Source organism: Paenibacillus sp. GYB004 (genome assembly GCF_036577605.1).
GTDB classification, from domain to species: domain Bacteria; phylum Bacillota; class Bacilli; order Paenibacillales; family NBRC-103111; genus Paenibacillus_AB; species Paenibacillus_AB oceani.
Genome location: NZ_JARBDB010000052.1, coordinates 122044 through 143369, shown reverse-complemented (window position 1 = coordinate 143369; position 21326 = coordinate 122044). Strand labels below are relative to the sequence as shown.

At 56.2% G+C, this 21326-nt stretch carries 17 protein-coding genes and 1 other annotated feature; of the genes, 3 read left to right on the top strand and 14 right to left on the bottom strand.

Annotated elements, in window-relative coordinates:
* Window positions 1-170 precede the first annotated feature (170 nt).
* The 3 genes from PV433_RS22105 to PV433_RS22095 form a co-directional block, all read right to left on the bottom strand.
* Window positions 171-935 (bottom strand): YheC/YheD family protein, encoded by a 765-nt coding sequence (locus PV433_RS22105; RefSeq protein ID WP_332074211.1) that lies wholly within the window; start codon window positions 933-935, stop codon window positions 171-173.
* Window positions 936-939: 4 nt separating this feature from the next.
* A complete protein-coding gene (locus tag PV433_RS22100) occupies window positions 940-2070 on the bottom strand; it encodes a glycosyltransferase family 4 protein (RefSeq protein WP_332074210.1) in 1131 nt (376 codons plus the stop codon).
* A 134-nt stretch (window positions 2071-2204) separates the two neighbouring features.
* A complete protein-coding gene (locus PV433_RS22095; RefSeq protein WP_332074209.1) occupies window positions 2205-3392 on the bottom strand; it encodes a hypothetical protein in 1188 nt (395 codons plus the stop codon).
* A gap of 137 nt (window positions 3393-3529) precedes the next feature.
* On the opposite strand from PV433_RS22095, the gene PV433_RS22090 reads away from it, so the two are divergent.
* Window positions 3530-4294 carry a polysaccharide deacetylase family protein gene (locus PV433_RS22090; protein WP_332074208.1) on the top strand — a complete coding sequence of 255 codons (765 nt, stop codon included), beginning with the start codon at window positions 3530-3532 and terminating at the stop codon, window positions 4292-4294.
* 81 nt (window positions 4295-4375) lie between these two features.
* Here the strand turns inward: PV433_RS22090 and PV433_RS22085 are convergent, their stop codons facing one another.
* From PV433_RS22085 to PV433_RS22070, 4 genes are all read right to left on the bottom strand, one after another.
* Entirely contained in the window at window positions 4376-4741 is a 366-nt protein-coding gene (locus tag PV433_RS22085; RefSeq protein WP_332074207.1) for a hypothetical protein, read from the bottom strand.
* A gap of 71 nt (window positions 4742-4812) precedes the next feature.
* Window positions 4813-5724, bottom strand: a complete 912-nt coding sequence (locus PV433_RS22080; protein ID WP_332074206.1) for a phosphotransferase family protein — start codon at window positions 5722-5724, stop codon at window positions 4813-4815.
* A gap of 95 nt (window positions 5725-5819) precedes the next feature.
* A complete protein-coding gene (locus tag PV433_RS22075; protein WP_332074205.1) occupies window positions 5820-6554 on the bottom strand; it encodes an SDR family NAD(P)-dependent oxidoreductase in 735 nt (244 codons plus the stop codon).
* Between the two features lie 154 nt (window positions 6555-6708).
* Window positions 6709-7995: a Gfo/Idh/MocA family oxidoreductase gene (locus PV433_RS22070; RefSeq protein WP_190929508.1), complete on the bottom strand. Its 1287-nt coding sequence runs from the start codon at window positions 7993-7995 to the stop codon at window positions 6709-6711.
* Between the two features lie 221 nt (window positions 7996-8216).
* Between PV433_RS22070 and PV433_RS22065 the strand changes: the two genes are divergently transcribed.
* Window positions 8217-9077, top strand: a complete 861-nt coding sequence (locus tag PV433_RS22065; protein WP_332074204.1) for an AraC family transcriptional regulator — start codon at window positions 8217-8219, stop codon at window positions 9075-9077.
* Window positions 9078-9494: 417 nt separating this feature from the next.
* On the opposite strand, the gene gpr is transcribed toward PV433_RS22065, so the two are convergent.
* Window positions 9495-10496: a GPR endopeptidase gene (gpr, locus tag PV433_RS22060; RefSeq protein WP_332074203.1), complete on the bottom strand. Its 1002-nt coding sequence runs from the start codon at window positions 10494-10496 to the stop codon at window positions 9495-9497.
* Between the two features lie 277 nt (window positions 10497-10773).
* Between gpr and rpsT the strand changes: the two genes are divergently transcribed.
* Window positions 10774-11046, top strand: coding sequence for a 30S ribosomal protein S20 (gene rpsT, locus PV433_RS22055; protein ID WP_190929506.1), 273 nt, complete (start codon window positions 10774-10776; stop codon window positions 11044-11046).
* A gap of 84 nt (window positions 11047-11130) precedes the next feature.
* On the opposite strand, the gene holA is transcribed toward rpsT, so the two are convergent.
* The 6 genes from holA to PV433_RS22025 all read right to left on the bottom strand — a co-directional run bounded on the left by holA (window position 11131) and on the right by PV433_RS22025 (window position 21279).
* Entirely contained in the window at window positions 11131-12144 is a 1014-nt protein-coding gene (holA, locus tag PV433_RS22050; RefSeq protein WP_332074202.1) for a DNA polymerase III subunit delta, read from the bottom strand.
* Window positions 12145-12575: 431 nt separating this feature from the next.
* Window positions 12576-13877 carry a zf-HC2 domain-containing protein gene (locus PV433_RS22045; protein WP_332074201.1) on the bottom strand — a complete coding sequence of 434 codons (1302 nt, stop codon included), beginning with the start codon at window positions 13875-13877 and terminating at the stop codon, window positions 12576-12578.
* Window positions 13874-14422 (bottom strand): RNA polymerase sigma factor, encoded by a 549-nt coding sequence (locus tag PV433_RS22040; protein WP_190929503.1) that lies wholly within the window; start codon window positions 14420-14422, stop codon window positions 13874-13876. The genes PV433_RS22045 and PV433_RS22040 overlap by 4 nt, the downstream gene beginning before the upstream one ends.
* A gap of 837 nt (window positions 14423-15259) precedes the next feature.
* Complete coding sequence (locus PV433_RS22035; protein WP_332074200.1) at window positions 15260-16342, bottom strand: VanZ family protein; 1083 nt, start codon at window positions 16340-16342, stop codon at window positions 15260-15262.
* A 377-nt stretch (window positions 16343-16719) separates the two neighbouring features.
* The gene (gene tyrS, locus PV433_RS22030; protein WP_332074356.1) at window positions 16720-17991 is read right to left on the bottom strand and encodes a tyrosine--tRNA ligase; all 1272 of its coding nucleotides are present in this window, start codon (window positions 17989-17991) and stop codon (window positions 16720-16722) included.
* A gap of 116 nt (window positions 17992-18107) precedes the next feature.
* Window positions 18108-18340, bottom strand: a binding site (T-box leader).
* A 326-nt stretch (window positions 18341-18666) separates the two neighbouring features.
* Entirely contained in the window at window positions 18667-21279 is a 2613-nt protein-coding gene (locus PV433_RS22025) for a DNA internalization-related competence protein ComEC/Rec2 (protein ID WP_332074199.1), read from the bottom strand.
* Window positions 21280-21326 lie beyond the last annotated feature (47 nt).

Sequence of the window (21326 nt, the reverse complement as noted above, 5' to 3'; positions counted from 1 at the left end):
GCTAGAACGATCCCAGGCAAAAAAAGTCCCCTTTTCTCCGCGCGCCGACCGACCGTGCCATTACGATGCCGGTTCATACCTGGGCATTTCATCGCACGATCAGCCTGCCGCTTGCGGGTATAGGGGACGATTCGTCCGGGCACTCTCACAATCTCTCAACCGGTTCGGGGTTATTTCCGGATTCTTCCGTAAGCTTTGGCATACCGGATCACTTTCCGGAACATCGACTTATCCTTCAGCACCCGGAAAATGTACGGGTCCGGGCTCGTATTCACTTCCAGAATCCACGGATGCAGCGTATGGTCCAGCGCCACATCGAGGCCGATCTCTTTGACGCCGGGGAAGGAGCGGCTCATTTGTCTCGCCGTCGATAACCCAAGCTGCTTCAGGCGGCTCATCATCCTCGTGCGGCGTGCCGCCGGCATATGGCTTCCAAGCAGCGTCTCCGCCTTCATTGGCGTTCCGCCGTTATGATAATTGGTCACAATCTTCTTCGGATGGGCCAGCCGCCCGATAATCCCGGTCGTTTCCCACCTTTGCTGCAAATTGTGCTGCACCATGACCCGCAGATCGAATCTGCGCCCGTTGTGCTTGAGCAGATGAATGCCCTTCTGCACCAAATAAGGCCGCCGCGCCTTTGCCTGCGACAAAGCGGCGAACATCGCGTCGAAAGAACGGAACGAGCGGGCTTTCGCCCCCGATTGGAACCAGTAAGCGTCTTTGCCTTTGCCCCGCTTCTCCACCCGGATCACTCCGTTGCCGAACGTTCCTACATTAGGCTTCACGTAAACCATACGGTGCGTATCCAGCATGTTCCGAAGCGTATGCCGGTTCATTCTCGCCGTAACGGGTACGTATGCCCTCAAGCTCCCGTTCCGCAGCAGAGCGGCTGTTTTTCTAAGTTTGCTCGTCACTCTGGTTATGTTTTTGGGCATGCTTTTAGTTTCTCCTTTTTCGGTATTGGCGGTACAACCCGGCCAGCCGGGCTGCGGTAGACGACCAGCCGAACCGGCGCACCACGTCTTCCCGGGCGCGAATCGCCATCGCTGCGGAACCTTTGGCGTCCCTCGCTACGATTTGGATCTGCTCGGCGAACGCTTCCGGACTCCGGTATCGGGCTACCAGCCTGCCTGTCGTGCCGTGGCGCACGATTTCCCGGATGCCGCCGTTAGCCGAAGCGACGCAAGGGGTGCCGGACGCCATCGCTTCCACATTTACGAGACCAAACGCTTCATGCCCTTGAGACGGGCAGACGAAGCAGTCCCCGGCCCAATACAGCCTGGGCATACGTTTGCGCGACACATAACCGGCAAACCGGGCCGGAACGCCGTACCTCGCCGCCATCTGCTTCAATCCCCTCACATACGAAGCGTTACCCGCGCCTCCGGCGACGAGCAGCTTCGCTTGAGGGACCGAACGTCGCACGAGCTTCATCGCCCGGATGAGGACGGGAACCCCTTTTTTCGGGATCAGACGCCCTGCAAACAAGACGGAGAACGAGCCGCTTACGCCGAATTCGCGGCGCGCCGCAGCTCTCTGCGAAGCGCTCGGAAGCTTATATTGTGAGACGTCCACACCTAGCGGCGTATGCTTTACTTTATGCCGGACACCGGGGAAAAGCGACCGGATCTGCGCGGCTAGCGATTTGCTGTTGGCGACTACCAGGTCGGCGGCTGCAAGCTGGCGGGCCGCTTGGGTAAGAGTCGTCCGGGGCGGGCTGATAAACGTCGTCGAATGCAAAAAAACAGCGATCCGCGTCCCCGGAAACCGGCTCCTGACGCGCGGCACATAAGACGGGCGGTTGTCGATCTGAATCCAATCGAAGCTCCTGCCCGCCATCCGGCCAAGCACATGGCCGAGATACCGTCCTGCTCCGCCGCCCGGAACCCGGACATGGGACAGCCCACCTTGAAGCGACGAAGCCGGATAACCGGGACTGCGGCGGCTGTATACCGTCACGCGGTTCGAGGTGGATAACCGTTTCGTAATCTCGGCGATGCAATGCTCAACGGAGCCGCCTACCCGGGGCGGAACGGGTATTTCTCCGGGAGCGATTACGGCGATGTTCATCCTTTCTGGTCACTTCCTCGTTTAATGGGTGGCAATCCCTTTCATCGTATGCTTTAGATGTATTGGCGGTATGGGTCCTATGCAACAAAAAAACTCCCCCAAGCCCAAAGGGGAGCGTAATACGTCATTGCTTGCTATCGCGATTGTTTGTTTTGCGGCTGTTTCCCCCGGTTGCCTTGCAGCTCGATGCCGACCTCCGTCAGCAGCCAAGGCGAACCGGTTGCCTCTCTGGCGAAGCGGAACCGGAACGTCTGCTCGCGAATCCCGCCGCCGCGTCCGTCCACAAGCGCCTTGACCCTGTACTCCGCGGTCAGATCGTCCTTCGGATCTTGCGCAGCCGGAAGCTCGTACCGCACGCTTTCCACCGACCGGAGCAGCTTGCGGTACCGGCTCAGCGTGTCAGGGTCGGTTCCCCGGAGAGCGGCGACCAGCAGCGCGTCGTCCTCCTGCTTGAGCGACTCCAGAAATGTCTCCGCCAGCTTGGCCGGAAGCGACCGGTCCAGCAGCGCGTCCAGCTGGCCCGCCGCCTTATGGACCATGAGCTGATGGGCGTAGTCTTCGGCTCCCGTCTTATGCGTCGAACTGCCGAGGAAATGAATGCAAAAATGTCCGGAGAAATCATTATCCGGAATACCGTCTCCGCCATGAGGCATGCCGTGCATCGAGCCCGCTATTTTGCGGCCGCCGTACAAGACGAGAATGGCCCGGCGCTTCCAGCTCCACGAGCCGTCGTAGATATGCTTCATCGTCGCCGTATCTTGTTTGGTGAGCGGCTGCACATCCGCATGAAGACTGCCGGCCCGCCTCTGCGCCCGGAACGTCAATCCGGTCTCGAGATCCACGACCGTCACTTTGCTCTTCAGCGGCACGCCCGTTTTGGCATCGTCCCAGGCAACCATCTCTCCGTAGTGAATCGTTCGGAGCGATTCGGCGTATTGGACCCATGCCTTGCGAATCGGGGCGGGCATCGTGATGACCGATCCCGTATCCGGCTCCAGCAGCGAGCCGTCTTCCCTTAGTGAGAACGTCCGGCTCGAGCCGCCTTCCTTTACTTCCATATAAGCATCGCCGTAAGCGACCCGGCCGCCGGCCCCATGATCCGCAGCCGCAGCCGCTTTCGGCCATGCCCGGCTCCAGGCTTTTTTTACGAACGACTTGCGTGTTTCATATAACGCGCCCTGACTCGTCTTGACGGAAACGATAAATTGTACGGTCGCCGCTTTGGAAGCCGCCTCGCGGGGAGCGGCCGATACCGGCCCGGGCATAACAAGCGCAAGCGCAGTTGCAAAGGCAAGAAGCAGAACAGTCATTCTATAGGCCACAGACTAGCCTCCTCCATCAAGAATCACTTCCGTATTGTTCGCCAGCCTCGGCAAATTATGTGGAATAAACTTCAGGTTTGGGAAAACCTATAGACGAGTCCTTACTCTATAACGAACAGGGAGGCGAAAAACGAACCATGAGATTGAAATGGATGCGGCCTGTCGCATGCGCGGCGCTGTTATGCTGTCTGATCCCCGCAGCGGGCCAGGCTGCCGGCGCCAAGCCGAAGTCGAGGGAATATTACGAGACGCGCGGGGATATTGTGTGGGAAGTGCCGATGGAGGAGAAATGGATCGCCCTGACGTTCGACGACGGTCCCGATCCGGTATACACGCCGCAAATCGCGGATCTGCTGAAACAATACGAGGCGAAAGCTACGTTTTTCGTTACAGGGGAGCGGACGGCGAGATTCCCGGACACGGCGCGCAAGCTTGTTGCGGACGGCCATGAGCTGGGCAATCATACGATGAAGCACTCGTACTTTCGCCGCGGAACGTCGGAGAAGACGATCGATACGGAAATCCGCAAAGCCAAAGAAGCGATCCGGGCGGCAGGTTTGACCGACGCGCCCTGGTTCCGTCCGCCCGGGGGCCACTACAGCGAATCGATCGTCGCCGCAGCCAAGCAGCACGGTTATACGGTCGTCCTATGGTCCTGGCATCAGGATACCGAGGATTGGCGCGCCCCCGGCGTGGCGAAAATTACGAATAAAGTGTTGAACAACGCGAGAAACGGGGATATCGTCCTGTTTCACGATCATGGGGAAGGAGCATCGCAAACCGTACAGGCGCTTACGAAAATATTGCCGGAGCTGAAGAACAGAGGGTTTCGGTTCGTAACGGTCACGGAACTGCTGGGCGAGCGGAAAAGGCAGGGACATCCGGTCGACGATGCGGGCTGAGCGCTAACTGCCCGCCTCATCCATCCGGCAGTCCTGAAGCGTTATACGCCTTCAGAGACTGCCGGATGCCTATCGCCCCCTTTACTGACGCTTCGCTTCGGATAAATGCCAGCAGACGCCGGCGGGATCGATCAGATGAACTTCCCGCTTGCCCCACGGATACATGGTCGGTTCCTTACAGCGGACCGGATATTCGCCGCTTTCCGTTATCCGCCGGATACGCGTCCACCAGCCGTCCAGATCGGACACGACCAGCTCCACCATAAAGTTGTCCTGGAGTTCCCGGTTATGATAATTTTGCAAATAAAATTCCAGCTCGTCCAGCCGGAAGATCGTAATTCCGTTGTCCGCATATATATTCTCGAATCCAAGCTCCTCGAAAAACCGCTGAGCCAGCCCGTAGTCATCGCCCGACGGGACAAAAGGTTTTAGCTTGATCGCCTGCATCCTGTTCCCTCCGTTAATACAAGTCGCCACGGTATGCGCCTCTCGCTCCCGGCTGCAACCGTGCGTTGTGTTCAAATCCGTTTAAGCAAACTAAGCATATAGGCATCTACCCGTTCGGCCATCATCCCGTCCGTAAGTCCGGTAACGCCCAGAGCTTTCCAGCCGCTGAATACGGCCGGCGGACCGAATAGCGTATCGATAAGCGCTACCAGATCCCAGTAAGGGTCGTAAGCAAATGTTTTGCCGGCTGCGGCCTCGTAGGCCGACAGAAAAGCGTCAGCCGTCGCGACGTCGTACAGCTGGGCCAGGTCGGACCGGCACTGCCCGACATCGATGCCGGCCGGTCCCCGGCAGCCGTTAATCCAATCGACGACGCCGCTAACCGAGCCGCCGGTCCACAATACGTTGGCCGGGTGGTAGTCCCGGTGAATGAAGCACGTCTTAGCTGCGGGACGCCTGTCTTTTGCATATGCGATTGCTCTGCTCCACTCGCTTGACAAGCCGGACCACTCCGGCGCTTCGAGCGTCTCCAGATCGATGTAGGCCGCATATTGCCAAGCGAAGCCGTCCGCCGGGACTGCATGAATCCGGGTCAGAGTTTCCGCCAATCCTCCCAGCCATCTGTCCAGATTCTCGGGACGCAGCACGACGGACCCGCTTATCTTGGTCATCAGTACGGCAGGCATTCCGCATACTTCTCCCGACTGGTCGCAAGCAACGAGCCGGGGCGCCGGCAAGCCGCTGCCAGATGCGAATAGGAGACTTTCCGCTTCGTGCCAAGCGGCGTCGGGTTCCTCCTGCAGCCATTCCTCATTGTTGATAAGCCGGAGCACATAGTCGGCTTCTTCCCGTCCGGTTTGGAGCGTAATGCTGTGGATAAGCGACGACGTCCCTCCCAGAAGCCTGGATACGGACGTTACCTTGGCGCCGGGACGTACCGAGTCTACTACCCATTCCAGCGCCCGGTTCGGCAACTCTATCATCGAAGCCCACCTCCCGTCTGCCGGAACTATTGACTTCCAGCCTTCTAGTCCATCTAGAAATCATTGTAAAACATATGCGGACCGTTTGTCACGGTTTACCCGAATAAATCCACCACCGAACCTTGCTCCATCTCCCCGAAAAGCAGCTGGATCACCTTGCCTGCCATCCGCTCCGGAGAGGTGAGCATACCGCTCTCCTTGGCCTTATGAAACAGCTCCGCAGCGGCGAACTGGCCCGAATCGCGGGTCCTCGCTTCCTGCTGCAGGGCGGTGTCGACCATTCCGGGCCATACCGAGGCAATCTTGACGGCTCCCGGCCCTTCTCCCTGCTCTATCCCGACGCTTCTCGTAAATACGTCCAAGCCGGCCTTGGAAGCGCTATACACGCTCATGCCCGGCAGCAGATTTTGAGCGGAGCCCGATGAAATGTTTATAATGCGTTTGTCGATCTGCATCTCCTTGGTATGCCGGATAAAAAGAGAAGCAAGCAGAACAGGGGCAAGCAGATTAATATGGATATTAGCCGCAATCGCGACCGGATCTCCGGACTCGACGTTACTCAGCGGAGCTACGACGCCGGCATTGTTGATCAAATAAATGCCTTCCAGCTTCGATTGGTCCAAGCAATCAAACACCGTTTGCATGAGACTTTCGATCCTGTCGGTTTCGTTCAGATCAAACGGAATATGACGAACATTGTCGCTTTGGGCGAGCTGGTCTTCGTTTCGATTCCGGGAAATGCATAACAGCAAATGATCGGGAGCCATAAGCTGCTCCGCTATCGCTTGTCCCAGTCCTCTGGATGTACCGGTAATAATGAAAACTTTCATCTCGTCCGCCTCCATGTTTAAGTATCTGATATTAGTACCTGATACTAATATATCCCCACTTCTTGGAAACTGTCAAATCGACGGCCGCGTTTTTTTATGAACAAACAATAAAACCCCCGCTCCCCGCGCTGGGCGGGGGCAGAGGTTTCTCTGGTTAAAACTGGACCAGATCGCCGATACGGACCGGCTGTCCGGTTTTCATCGAGATGTTGCCGGCGATTCCGGTCAGGATCGATACGGCTCCGTCCACATGGGAAGCGGCCCGCTCGAAACGGTCCTCGGTCCGGTCGCCGAACAGATCGTTCAGCAGGAGCGGGTCCCCGCCGCCGTGTCCGCCGGCCCGTTCTTCGATCGCCACTTCATACGGACGCTCAAACATCGGCTGAACGGTCAGCTTTTTGTACGAAAGCGCCCCTTCTTCCTCCTTCTTGCCGCCGGAGTTCACATACGCCCGCTCAACCACTTTCATCTCGATCCGTCCCTTGCTGCCGTTAAATACGACGTTGTAGCCTTCCCAAGGCAAGTAAGCGTTCAAGGAGTAAGTCAGTATCGCTTTATTTTTGTAACGAACCATCACGCCGAGCGTATCCTCGATACTGATGCCGTCGCCGAATACGCTCTGGTCGCGCTGATAGCCGTCGTCTTTCTCCGCGTCCAGATACAGCGCCTTCAGATGTTTATTGTTCTCCATATGGATGGCGAACGGATCGTCCTTCGCCGCTTCGCTTCCATGGGCCCGCTGGTAAAACTTCGTCACGCCGCGGCGCTCGGCATTTTCCCGGCCGTAGAACATCAGCCCGCCCATCGCATACACCGTCTCCGGCGCCGTGCCCAGCCAGAAGTTGACGAGGTCGAAATGATGCGTCGACTTGTGGACCAGCAGCCCGCCGCTGTTGCGTTTGTCCCGGTGCCATCTGCGGAAATAATCGGCTCCGTGCAGCGTATTCAGCAGCCATTCGAAATGAACGGAATGAACGTCTCCGATGGCGCCGTCCATGATCAGTTCGCGAATCTTCGTATTATGCGGAGCGTACCGGTAGTTAAAGGCAACGCGCAGGTCGCGTCCCGTCCGCTTGACCGCATCGATAATCTCCTGGCACTTCTCTTCGTCCACGGTCATCGGCTTCTCCGTGATCACGTCGCAGCCCAGTTCCATAGCGCGGATAATGTACGTATGATGCGTGCGGTCCATCGAGGTGACGATAACGGTATCCGGCTTCTCGCTTCGGATCATCTCGTCAAATTGATCGGAAGCGTACAGCTTCGCCTCCGGGTAATCGTACTTCTCCCGCAGCAGCCGGTTGGCGTATTCCAGACGGGTGCGGTTCACATCGCAAAAAGCGACCAGTTCGCAGCGGTCCCGGTAGCTTTTGGCCAAGGCACCGTAAAAAAACTCGGCTCTGCCTCCGGTTCCGACCAGTGCATATTTTCTCCGTGTCATCGGTATTCTCCCCTTACTCGTTGTTCATTCGCTTTCATTTTAACGCAACATATCGACGGATTCTCCGGATTTATTGCGGATTTCCGCTCATTCTTTGCATATCTTGCGCAACCTCAGCTCCGATTCTCGGGCAGGCTGTGTCCGCTCCAAACGCGCTAACGCTACTTGTCCGTCTATCCAAATGGATGTACACTTTAACCAACAAGCTCAAGGAGATCGCCATGAAGAAGAACGGAATGAAGGGGGCCGCGCAAGTGCGGGAGCCGTTTTACATTCATCAAAATAAAATATCGGGCCACCATTCGATGCCGACCAATCATTTTCATGAACCGTACGAAATCTATTATTTGATGTCGGGCGAGCGCAACTATTTCATAAAAGACAATACGTACCGCGTCCGCAAAGGCGACGTCGTCTTCATCGATCAAAACGAGCTGCACAAAACGGCCGACGTCGGCGTGCCGAATCACGAGCGGATGCTTATTAATTTTAATAAACGGTTTCTCGACACGTTCAACGAACCGCTGCTGTTCGAGCCGTTCCGCCGCAAAATAAGACGGCTGTCGCTTAATCTCCAGGAGAGGGAATGGATCGAGCGGCTGCTCCAGGATATGCTGAGAGAGGATACGGAGGCGCTGCCGGGAAGCGAGACGTGTCTGCAAGCCCAGCTCGCTACGCTGCTTCTCTGGTGCGGACGCAAGCTGGACCGGCAGGAGCAGGAACGGGAACCGTACGAGCACGAAAGCCCGGCTCACAAAAAAATGTCCGAGATCGTCGAATATATTAACGAAACATATGCTTCGCCGCTGTCGCTGGAATCGGTGGCGAAGGCTTATTACGTAAGTCCCTATCATCTGAGCCGGACGTTCAAAAAAATAACCGGATTTTCGTTCGTGGAATATGTCAATACGGTCCGAATCCGCGAGGCGCAAAGGCAGCTCCGGGAAACCGGCCTGAAAGTGACGCGGATCGCCGAGAACGTCGGGTACGAAAATATCGGCCACTTCGGCCGTGTCTTCAAGGAGCTGACGCGGACGAATCCGCTGGACTATCGGAAATCGGCCCGGCATAACGGCTCCTGAATGGGGCCCATGATTTGCGTGCGGTTTGTGCATATAGAAAAACCGTCCGGTAAAATAGTCCGGACGGTTTTTGACGTGCTAAATTTCCATACTTTTGTGTGGGTGAACATGCGTACCTTCGCTCCAGCCGCCGCTCGTTGATGAAGATTTGCAGTTTGCGTGAACAAACCGACCGACTCCATATGAAGGCCCGCCCGTTACCCTCATTCTCGTGAGCGGTTCATGTTCGCCTTCACTAAAATGGAGGCTCGTGGGAAAACGTAAATCCACGGGTTCTATGACGAAATAGGAGTGTTTTGCACCCCCTTATATCAACCAACCGGTGGGGTCTGCGCCCCATATAGCAGATACAAACCGCTCTTATTTGGTTCCTTGCCCGGTTGAAGCCGGCCGACGGCACGTCAGTGCGTCAGCAGATTAGTGCGTATAAGCCGCAACGTTGTCCTGATCGATCGCATCATGCAGGGCGGCGTTCAACCCGCTGGCGATAATGTTGGCCATGTCTTCGATAAATTGGTCGATATCCTTTGGCGTAACGAGAAGATTATGACCGACCGGGTCGAGCACTTCCTTGACGAGCTGCAGCCGTTCGCTTTCGTTCATGCCGTCGAGCAGGCCGAAAATCTGGCTCGTATTGCTCGTCTGCTGCTTAAAATGATCGATCATCATATCCATCGTACTGTTCACGATCGTAGACGCATACACCACGGTAGGCACGCCGATGGCGATGACGGGCACACCGAGAAATTCACGCGTGAGCCCCTTGCGTTTATTGCCTACGCCCGACCCCGGATGAATGCCGGTATCGGCGATCTGGATCGTCGTGTTGACCCGCTCCAACGCTCTGGAAGCCAGCGCGTCGATCGCGATGACCAGATCGGGCTTCGAGCGTTCCACGATGCCCTGCACGATCTCGCTCGTTTCGATACCGGTCGTGCCGAGCACCCCGGGCGCCACCGCGCTGACCTGACGATATCCGGGACTGACCTGATCCGGCATCAGCTCGAAAAAGTGCCGCGTGACCATCACGTTTTCCACAACCAAAGGACCAAGCGCATCCGGCGTCACGTTGTAGTTGCCGAGTCCGATAATAAGCACCTTGGCGTCCTTCGTGATGCCGATCTGCTGCAGAAATGTAGAAAACTCCTGGGCCAGCCGGGTAGCCACCTTGTCCTGCAGATCCGAATCTTTCTCCCTCAGTCTCGGAATCTCGAGCGTAATATAGTTTCCTATCAGCTTGCCTACCGCTCGGGAGCCCTGCTCGTTTTCAATATGCATTTTCGTAATGACCATGTCATCGTCTTCCGCCGTTTCCGTATGTACGCCGGGGATGGTGTCCCCGTGCCGGCTTGACGCCAGTTCCTTCGCTTCCAGCGCAAGATCGGTGCGAACCGAATACGGGCTCAAATCAAGGTCCATTTGTTTGTTCTCCTTTCCATTCCAACCTGCTTTGTAGTTTGTGAGCTTTTCGCTGCGATTATGCGGCAGGCGGGAAGCGGTTCGGCGGCGAAAGGACAACGTCTTCGTAGCAGCGGATCGGTATTGGATTTGACCCCGGCGGAGACGTTCTGCTGTTATTGCAATTTGGCTTGTACCGTGGTAGAATGTATAAAGTTGTCGACAGACATGATACGCGACGTACGGTTGTCCCTGACACAGTCGCGTGCACGTTTTCGGTTTAAGGAGGTGAACGATCGTGCCTAACATCAAATCCGCCATCAAGCGCGTGAAGACGAACGACAAGCGTCGCCTTCAAAACGCTTCGCAAAGATCGGCCCTGCGTACGGCAGTCAAAACGTTCGAAACTGCAACAGCTTCTAAAAACGTTGAATCGGCTAAAGATGCCCTGATTACTGCGTCCAAAAAGCTGGATAAAGCCGTTTCCAAAGGCTTGATTCATAAAAATGCAGCTGCCCGCAAAAAGTCTCGCCTGGCGAAACAACTCAACGCGCTTTCCGCACAAGGTTAAGCGAAAAAGTCCTTGCACATCGGCAAGGACTTCTTTATTGTTTTCAGACCGTTTACCGTCGTCTCCGTACCATACGAGTCGTTCTCACGAAGCAAGCCGCATCAGGAACATTTCCAGACCCAGCACCTTGTCTACCTTCCCCGTCTTCAGTCTGTAATCGAGCTCAGCCAACTCCGCGAGAATCGTCTCCAGCTTGTCCGGCGTATACTTCTGCCCCTGCTCGGCAGCCACCTTGACCGCGTACGGATGAAGTCCGATCTGGCCGGCCATCTGCTGCTGCGAATAACCGAGCTTGGACAGCTCCTTGACCTGGAGCACGATCCGGAACTGGCGTGCGATGAGCAGCACGATCTTCACCGGCTCTTCCTTCTGCTTGAGCAGGTCGTACAGGATCGAGAACGCCCGGTTCAGCCGCAGCCGGACGATATCGTCGATCAGAATAAAGACGTTTTGTTCGGTGCTTCGCGTAACGAGACGGTCTACAATATCTCCGGTTACGGTTCCGCCCTCCCCCACGAACAAAGACAGCTTCTCCATCTCCGCCGAAAGGGCCTGAAGCCCACCCCCGGTATACAAAATAAGCTGATCGTCCGCGCCTTCCGCGAACGTGAACGACTGCCGGACCGCCTGTTTCTTGACCCAGTGCAGCAATTCCTCCGCATTCATCGGCACGAACGGAATCGTCGTATCCTTTAGCGATTTTACGATTTTTTTACGTTCGTCCAGCTTGTCCGCATTCACGATAAATACGATCACGCTAAATTCTGCGGCAGCCTTCATATACTCCAGCAGCTTCTCCGGGTGATGCTCCACCTTGCCGCTTTCTTTCGCTCCGGTAAAAAACTGGGCGTTATCCGCCAATATAATCTTCTTGGGCGCCATAAAAGGCAGTGTCTGCGCATCCTCAAGCACGATATCGAGGCTGGTCTCCGCCAGATCGTATTTGCTGATGGCAAACTCCCGGTACTCCGGCTCGATCAGCTTCTGGATCAAATAACCGGTAAATTCCCGAAGCAAATAAGTTTCCGAACCGTAGCACACATAAACGGGCGACACGTTTCCTTTGCCGATCTCCCTCGCCGCCGATTTGTAATCCACGTTCCCCACCTCTTGACGAGTCTGCTGTAACCTGATCTTCATCTTAACAAAAACAAAGGGATCACGTCAAAATCAATAGACTTTGACATCATCCCTTTGTCCCAGCACATCTATATAAACATCCGGCCTAGGCTCCCAGGCGCCGGTGCCGAATGGTCATACGCGGCAGGACTTCGAACTTCTCGGTTCTTACTATAACATACGCGGCGGCGGCGAAAAGGTGCGGCGGAAACGGGCCTATTTTTGAAAAAAGCCGAAACTGCAATTACGGTAGTTATCTTTCCGCTATTCGCTATTATGCGGCAGTTGCACACGTCCGGGTACAGAAATTCATTTCGCAGTTGGCGATCTCGAAGCAACGCTGTGAAGTATACCGCCTAGCAGACTTAAACGATCTGGACGGTACGAAAAAAAGCCGTAAGCGCGGACGCTTACGGCTGCTGTATATTCGTTTCCTTCCGCTGGGCTACGTCGATTTCGATCCTTTTCGTGACGCCGCTCTCCGTCGTGAGCGAGTAGGTCAGCTTCGAGCTGCCGCTCCATTTCAGAAGCCGGACTTGTTCGTTCTCCGACCACTGGGGCGACGTATACATATGGGTCTCTTTGCCGTCAGTCGTACGGATGACGATCGAACGTCTGGCCTGGTCGGCCACGGCAATCAGCACGCCGTCCTCCGACAGCAGCTCGGGGTTCGGGTTGGCCATTAACCCCATGGCGTCCGGTCTTCCGCTCTTCGCCGAATCGGAACTAATCGATTCCGGTTGTTCCTCCCGACCTTGATCTGCTGTAATTGTATTTTTCTCGGTAATGGCAGGGTCTGTCCCCTGGTCGCCCGTGCTGTCGCCTAGCGCCGGGGCCGTAATCTCCATCTTAGGGGGAGCGATATCAGCCTCCGGGGAACCGCTGCCGGCCTCTGCATTCGTCTCCGGTTTCTTGACGTCGTCCGGAGCCGTATACGTATTTAGACCGCTGCGTTCGCCGATTTCTTGCGCTCCCGCTTCTTGTCCGGCATTCGCCTGTTCGGACGGCTTTGCCGGCTGGAAACGCGGCTGTACTGCCGGGTCCGCCCGTTCGGCCGTTTCTTTATCGGGAGAAGGCGCCTCCGAGCCGCCGCTTTGATTCGTGATGGCTGTCCCTAGCGGCAGCTTTTTCTCCATATTGCCGGCCGAACCGTCAGCATCGGAGGTATCCGACTTCGCATCCATCGCGGGTGCGCCGCCGGATGCGCGGTTTTGCTGGCCGGCGCTTTGCGGAGCCGCCGTAGACTCCGCACTGCTGTACAATAAACCTCTATCGTCAGCTACTTTATTGGTGCCGTCCATATCGTTTATAAACAAAGCCATCAGCAACCCTGCCGCTACGATGCCTCCCGTGGCCGCGATCGACCAGATCCCTCTCGTCCGGCGGGGACGTTCGATCGGGGCCGGGATTGCTGTTACGGGAGCCGGTACGGACACGGATGCGGCCCCCGCAGTCGCCGTAGCCGTTGCGGCCAGTCCGTCGCCCTGCCGATCGATCTCCGCAAGCTGCGGCAGGATGGAATCCACCAGACTGAAGGGAGGCGCGACTTTGGGCAAGCTGGCGAGCTCTTGGGACAATTGCCGCAGCCTGGAATACATTTCCGCACAATCCGGACACTGCTGCAAATGGGCTGTCATAGCCTCATGCTCCGAGTCGTTCAAATCCCGATCCAGATCTCGCTGCATCAGTTCCATCACCTCTTGACAATTCATCCCCGCACACCACCTTTCTGGTATTCTTGGAGTAACGACTGCAGCTGCTGCCTCGCCCGGAACAAGTACGATTTCACCGTGTTCAGCGGCAAGTCCAGAGAATCGGCGATTTCGTTATAAGAGAAATCTTGCAGGTAGCGGAGCACGACCACGGTACGATGATGCTCGGGAAGGCGTTCGATCGCCTCCTGAATATCTTTGGCGACATACGTTGATATCAGCTCGTCTTCCACGTTATTGTGGGACGTAAACGTCATGTTGTGCTCCTCGATCGAAACCGTCGCTTTCGTCCGGCGAAACTTATCGATGCAAATATTCGTGACGATCCGCTGTACCCACGTTTTAAACTGCGCTTTTTCTTCGTAGGAATTGATTTTCGTATATATCCGGATCAGCGCTTCTTGCGCGGCATCTTTAGCGTCTTGCTCGTTTCCAAGAATGTAATAAGCGGTACGATACACATGTGTCTCGATTTCTCGCAATAGGGTAATTAGAGCGTCGCGATCGCCCGATTGGGCAGCTTTGATTAACTCCAGCGCTACCACAAGGATCCCCCTCTCTTGCAACCTTTTAAACGGGATTGTCGAAAAAAAAGTTGCACCAACCATAAAAAAAATTCCGGCACGCCGGTCAATTACTAGAATAACAGAAAATTTGGATGCGGTATACCGCTCTCCGGGCGCCTTCGCATCGGCATATCGCGCTGCTGTCCGCAAGCCCCGTCAAGTTTTAGGCCGTTCGGTTAAGAAGACGGGGTACCCGGGGGGAAAGTTCGGTCGAAGGCGGAAAACGCGCAGATGCCCATGCTTTTGGGGGCCGCTATCCGCACACTCCAAGGATACATGCCTACCGGCGTCTTTTGACGCTGGCGTTTACCGTGATTTAGAGGCACTCCCACGATATACTTTCTGGTAAATAAGAAGAGCCGTCCGGATGTTCCTTTGACGTGTAAACCCATACGTTTGTTTGTATGTTGGAAAGGAATAGATACCTTCGCTCCAGCCGCTCGCCCTCAGGCGTGTGGTCTTCATGCTGTGGTATGGCTAACGAATCCAGCGTTCGTTATCAGAGCCGAACCCGGACGATTGAATTTGTAAACGAACTCTTGTATTGTTATTCCGGCAAATCGGATCGTTTTTTTCCACTTTCGGTTCGATAACGATTCCCGGATTCGTTACGTCTGGATTAACGTCGTTTTGCAGCCATAAGCACGATCCGATTCGTTAGTCATCGGACCTGAGTATACATTCTCTAACGCCAGGGAAGGAAACCCCTTCCCTTCCCATTTAACACGGTAAAGAACTTAAACGTTCTCGCAGATGAAACAAAAACCGTCCCGAAGTACGGGACGGCTTGGCTTGCAGGTGCGGTCGGTCCGGGAGTTACACCACTTCGTGTCCGGTACCGCTCCATTTTTCGTAGATCAGCGTTTTGTCTTTGCGGAACAGCCGCAAGCCGACATGCACGGCGAAAACGAGATTCACCAGAAGGACGATCATCGCGCACAGGGCGAACAAGATCGGAGGCAGCTTTTGAACGGTTTGGCTCAGAATGACGGCGTTAAGCCCGCCGACGATCCCGTACAGGCTGCCGTAACGGATCAGCAGCTCTTTCAGCCGGATGCGTTCGCCCTGTCCCTTCACCCGGATCCGGACGATATATTTGCCGAACGTCCAGCCGTTGGTCGCATAAGGCAGCGCGATGAAATACAGGAAACTGGTAATAAAATAAATCCGCAGATCCGCGCTTTTCATAAAGAAAACAACGAGCGGGAACAGCAGCATCGCATCAAGCTGGACGGCGATCAGCCGCCTGGTCAGTCCGACCCGTTCGGACTTCAGATCGACGTTTTCATCGAGTCCCTCGATCCGCGGGAGCAGCTTCATCAGAAGCGGAGCCGCCAAATATCCGATTACGCCGCCGGACGTATTCAGCAGTAAGTCGTCAACGTCGAACAGCCGGTACGGACAATCGTAGATGCCGTACAGCCCGGTCACCTGCGTCACCTCGAAAAACAGCGACAGCCCGAATGCCGACACAGCCGCCGCCGGCAGCCGAAAGCGGAAATAATACCTCAAGTACGCCCCGAGCGGTACGAGCAGCAGCACGTTAAAGGCCGCCTGCCAAAACGCTCTTTCCTTGAACAGCTGCACATAAGTGGACGGCTGCGCGAAGTGGACCCCGGTTTCTTTCCAGAAATCGTACACGAACCGGAACGGGACGAAGGACGCCATCGCTCCCTGAACGGCCGCGCAAGTATTCCGCGTAGCGGGAAGCGGCAATATAACCAGGTATAGTGCGGTCATCAAATACAAGAGCAGCGAGTAGATGATCACTGCGCGAAATTTATGCAAGTACCCGTACTTGCGGTATTGGACGATCAGAAACGGGAGCGTGATGACGAATGCCGCAATCGGAAACGTCAGGATCGCATATCGGATCGGAATCAGGTAAGCTTCGAACAAGGGCGGTATTCCTCCACATTAATATTGATGGCAGGCAGCAAAGCTTTTAAAAGAAGCCTTTGCCACGGCCACGTCGAATGACCCTGCGTAAGTCGCAGCTTTTCTTCGTCAGAAACTCGCAAAAATATTTCATTACCGATAAAGAAACATCTTCTTATGATTACTTTTAAAAGACGCTTGCGGCTTCGTTTCGTTACAAGCTCAATGGTCAGTATACCGCCGGCGGTTCCTTCTATCCATCGACATTTCTTACGCTTTGATCGTGTAATATTGCAAGATTGTCACGTCAATGCCCCTGGTTGCGTTTCGGCTTGGGGGACAACAAAAAGGAAGCCGGCCGAACGCCAGCTCCCCTAGCTTTCAGAAATCGTTATTCCTCACGCTTCAAACTTAATCAGATAGTAATTTTTTTTGCCGCGCCGCAGCACGACGTATTTGCTATGCAAACGGTGCTGTTCCCCGATCATGCTGTCGATCCCGCTCATACGCTCTCCGTTGACATAGACGGCGCCGCTCTCGATATCCTGCTTGGCTTGACGGCGGGACGGAGCGGCCTTGGCTTCCACCAACAGGTCGATCAGTCCGGTCTCCTGCTGTCCGCTCAGTACCGTCGTCGGCATATCCTGAAGCGCTTCGACGAGCTCCGTTTCGCTCAGCCGGGCGAAATCTCCCGAGAATAACGCCTGCGTAATGTTCTCGGCGCTCTCCACCGCTTCGTCACCGTGCACGATCCGGGTCACTTCCCGGGCCAGCTCCCGCTGGGCGGCGCGTTGCTCCGGCCGCTCGCCGAGCTCCGTCTCCAGCGCCGCGATTTGCTCGCGCGTCAGGAACGTGAAATATTTCAAAAACTTGATGACGTCGTTATCGTCGGTATTGATCCAGAACTGATAAAACTGGTAAGCGCTCGTCTTGTTGCGGTCGAGCCAGATCGCACCGCTTTCCGATTTGCCGAACTTTTTGCCGTCGCTTTTCGTGACGAGCGGCATCGTCATGCCGTAAGCTTCGCCGCCACCCATCTTGCCGATCAGGTCGAGCCCTGCCGTAATATTGCCCCATTGATCGCTGCCGCCGAGCTGAAGCGAGCACCCTAAATCCTGATGCAGTTTGTGGAAATCGTAGGCTTGCAGAATCATGTAACTGAATTCGGTAAACGAAATGCCGTTAGCGAGCCGCGAATCGACCGAATCTTTGGCCAGCATGTAGTTGACGGTAAAATTTTTGCCGACATCGCGCAGAAACGAGATCGTGTCCAGCGTCGACAGCCAGTCGTAGTTGCTGACGAGCCTCGCCGCATTGTCCGGAAGGTCGAAGTCGAGAAACTGCGACAGCTGGCGCTTCAAGCTTTCCGTCCACTGCGCCACCGTGTCGGCCGTATTCAGCGAACGTTCCGACGAGCGGCCGCTCGGGTCGCCGATCAGTCCGGTGCCGCCGCCTACGAGCGCCATCGAGATATGACCGGCCAACTGGAACCGGCGCAGGCACAGAATCGGCAGCAAGCTTCCGATATGCAGGCTGTCCGCCGTTGGGTCAAATCCGCAATACAGCACGACCCGCTCGCTCTCGAGTTTTTTCTTCAGCCCTTCCCGGTCGGTAACCTGGTACACCAGCCCCCGGTACTCCAAATCTTCAAGCAATTGTTGATCCGTCATACGAGCTTCACTCATTGTCGATCTCTCCTTATGTCGTGTAAATGAAAGATCCCCATAAGCGGGGAGCTCCCGATATTCATCTCCAGTACAACAAAAAAGACCCGCCCTCTGCAGCTTACAGGGACGAGTCATCGCGGTACCACCCTAATTGAACGTGCCGTTCGCGGCATGCTCCACTCGATCGGTTAACGGCCGATTGTCCGTCCTCCCCTTCCGTTTGCAAGAAACGGGTTCGGTTCGGATGCTCCGGGACGTACTTCGCGTTCATTCGCGTACCGGCTCGCACCAACCGCCGGCTCTCTGGGACTGCGATATTGAAGCGCTACTGATCCTTGTACGCGGCTTGTTTCTTCCACCAAGTCCGCCCTGCAAGGAAGTTCCCATCGTTGCACTGATATGGGGATTGCACGTACATTTTATACCATTTTGGCGTGGAGTTGTCAATCGCGACCGATTCCAGCTGTGAAAACGTGTTTCTTTATCGAGCGGACTTCATGGAGCATCGACGGGGACTTGCAGGAGCTCTCTCTTTCTTCCGGGCTGGACTGAGGGATTGGGAGTTGGAATCCCCTGCTTTGCGCTATATCCGCTGCACCGTATGAGAAGACATATAACGAACAAGGGGTTGGTTCACCTTCGTCAAATATGGGTCTTTTGCACCCTCTACTTTCCCAGCTACAGCTTCTTATCCACCCGGACCCCTTGGCCGTTTACCGTAAACACCACCTCCCCGTCGCGGTCCGTCCGGTAAATCGTCGTGCCTGATCGCTCAAGACGTTCCAGCACGCCCGGGTTCGGGTGGCCGTAGCTGTTCTTGAGACCGACCGAGATGACGGACATTCGCGGCTGCCAGAAGGCGAGCCATTCCTCGGTCGTCGATGTTTTGCTGCCGTGATGGGCGATCTTAAGAACGTCGACGGATACCGGGGATGAAGGCGGATCGCCGCGAGTCCGGTTCAGCGCTTCGAGAAGCAGCTTCTCCTGCCGGGCTTCCATATCCCCGGTAAATAAAAAGCGGATGTTCCTCATATTCAGGAGCAGCACGACAGACTCGTTATTTTGCTCCTCCGCAAGCCGGACTCGCGTCTCGGGTCCGGACGCAGTAAGCGCGGTCAGTTCGGTGTAGCGGTCCAGCGCGACCGTTTTCCCCTGCTCCAGCGTGACGATCTCGGCGCCGAGCCTCATGACCGTCTCGAACAGCTTGCGCGAGCCGGCGTTGCCCTTCCACGTCCCGTTCATAACGACGGTGCGCACCGGGATCTGCTCGACGACCGCCTGCAACCCGCCGATATGGTCCTGGTCCTGGTGACTGATGACGAGCAGGTCAAGCTGGTGGACTCCTCTTTGCTTCAGCAGCGGGACCAATTGCTTCTTTCCGACCTCATACGGATCGCGGCGTTCCTTCCACTCCTCACCTGGCTTGCGGAACGTCACCGTCCCTCCCCCGTCGATCAGCATATGACGGCTTTGCGGCGTTCGTACGAGAATCGCGTCGCCCTGGCCGACATCGATGAAATGGACTTTGCCATCCCGGACGAACCGGTCCGGCTCGTAGCCATGCCACAGAAATAACATAAAAACCGCGACTGCCGCCATAGCAAACGCCGGCTTGCCGCTTTCCTTCCATTTGGCCGCGCCTGCATATACCGCTCCCAGCAGCACGTAGTACAGCAGCACCCACAGGAGAGACGGATTTGGCCAGACGAGACGGAGCGGATCGTGCACCGCCCCGACGTCTACCAGCCAGAACGTTACATCATTCAGATAAGACGTGACTACACCGATCCAGCCTGCGGCTCTCTCATAGATCAACCCGGCCAGCAGCACGAACGTCCCGAGCGGCAGCACCGCGAAGCTGATAAACGGAACAAGCAGCAAGTTAGCCAGCGCCGATAACAACGACACTCCGTTAAAATAAAACACGGTAATCGGAAACGAGATCAGCTGAGCTACGACCGTAACCGCCAACAACGAGTTCAGCGCTTGCGAGCGGACCGGAAGCAGCCTGGAGAACCGGGGCACGCCGACAATTAGTCCCACCGTCACGAGAAACGACAATTGGAAGCTGACGTCGTACAAAAAATAAGGATTCCATATCAGCATGGCGACCGCAGCCAAGCTGATGATGTTCAGCGCGTCCTTCCAAAGCCCCCGCCTCGCCGCATACAGCCCGATCATCGCCATAATGCCCGCGCGAACAGCCGAGGGAGAGCCGCCAGTCAGAGCGACGTAAAAGGGCACGATCACCAACGTGATGACCAGAATCCGCTCCCGCGTAAGGCCGAACAGCCGCAGCAGCCACATACAGCCTCCGACGAAAACGGCCACATGCAGCCCGGAGATCGCCAGAATGTGCGTCAAGCCGAGCTGCGAAAACTGCTGATACGTATCCGGGTCCATATCGTCGGTTAAGCCGAGCACCAAGCTTTTCATATAACCCGCATCGATCCGGTCCGGAAACGCCCGATCCATAATGCCTCCCAGATAACTCCGCAGATCGTCGTTCCAGCGGTACACCTTGCTCCAGTCGGGCAGCGGTAGCTGCCGCTTTGCGATCGCCCCGTCACCGGCATCTGATCCCCCGCCCGTCCGTCCATCGCTGCCCTCTGCCGCCTCACCGCCTGATTGTCCGCCTCCGCCCCGCAGCTCCCCGTCCGCCTCCGGACCGGTGCTAGTCTGATCCAAGCCTTTCACCGACAACTGCCAATGAATCTGTTTCCGATACAAATAGGCGCTGTAATCGAATCCGCCGAAATTGCGCGCCGACCCCGGCTTTCGGATCGTCCCGGCCAGGACGATCGGATCGCCTCGCCCCCATCCGGACGCCCGCTCCTGCTCTTCGGCGTGGAGCAGGCGGATCGACACCTGCACCTTCTCGCGCAGGCGGACCGGTTCCGCCCCGCCGACGGCAGCACGGTGGGCAAGAAGTACGAAGGACACCTTATCCCCGTCGACGGCGACCGGGGAAGCGATCGTACCGGCCAGCTCCGCTTCGGCTTCGGCCGCGGCCATTCCGTTTCCGGTCTGGCCGCTTTGTTGAACGGCCGAAGGAAGCGCCAACGTCGTCGTATTGCGCGAATCGTAGCCTTGATAATAAGCGGCGGCCGCTACGGCGACGAGCAGCAGCCCGATCCATCTGCGCCCCGGCAGGGCGAGCAGCACCGTCATAACGGCCAGAGCGGCAGCGGCGATCGCCCATTTCCAGGAAAGCATTCCCGGCGGCATCCGGCTGCCGATCGCCGCGCCGGTCACTACCATTACCGCAACGAGCGTAAGCGGCCGATTCATACGATCACCGCCCGCAGAGGCGAAACAACTCGACTTCCATACATAAG

Excerpts from the sequence above, each read along its gene's own strand:
- PV433_RS22105 (WP_332074211.1), bottom strand. The coding sequence starts at position 935 with ATGCCCAAAAACATAACCAGAGTGACGAGCAAACTTAGAAAAACAGCC.
- PV433_RS22100 (WP_332074210.1), bottom strand. The coding sequence starts at position 2,070 with ATGAACATCGCCGTAATCGCTCCCGGAGAAATACCCGTTCCGCCCCGG.
- PV433_RS22090 (WP_332074208.1), top strand. The coding sequence starts at position 3,530 with ATGAGATTGAAATGGATGCGGCCTGTCGCATGCGCGGCGCTGTTATGC.
- PV433_RS22085 (WP_332074207.1), bottom strand. The coding sequence starts at position 4,741 with ATGCAGGCGATCAAGCTAAAACCTTTTGTCCCGTCGGGCGATGACTAC.
- PV433_RS22080 (WP_332074206.1), bottom strand. The coding sequence starts at position 5,724 with ATGATAGAGTTGCCGAACCGGGCGCTGGAATGGGTAGTAGACTCGGTA.
- PV433_RS22075 (WP_332074205.1), bottom strand. The coding sequence starts at position 6,554 with ATGAAAGTTTTCATTATTACCGGTACATCCAGAGGACTGGGACAAGCG.
- PV433_RS22070 (WP_190929508.1), bottom strand. The coding sequence starts at position 7,995 with ATGACACGGAGAAAATATGCACTGGTCGGAACCGGAGGCAGAGCCGAG.
- PV433_RS22065 (WP_332074204.1), top strand. The coding sequence starts at position 8,217 with ATGAAGAAGAACGGAATGAAGGGGGCCGCGCAAGTGCGGGAGCCGTTT.
- gpr (WP_332074203.1), bottom strand. The coding sequence starts at position 10,496 with ATGGACCTTGATTTGAGCCCGTATTCGGTTCGCACCGATCTTGCGCTG.
- PV433_RS22045 (WP_332074201.1), bottom strand. The coding sequence starts at position 13,877 with ATGAATTGTCAAGAGGTGATGGAACTGATGCAGCGAGATCTGGATCGG.
- tyrS (WP_332074356.1), bottom strand. The coding sequence starts at position 17,991 with ATGACGGATCAACAATTGCTTGAAGATTTGGAGTACCGGGGGCTGGTG.
- PV433_RS22025 (WP_332074199.1), bottom strand. The coding sequence starts at position 21,279 with ATGAATCGGCCGCTTACGCTCGTTGCGGTAATGGTAGTGACCGGCGCG.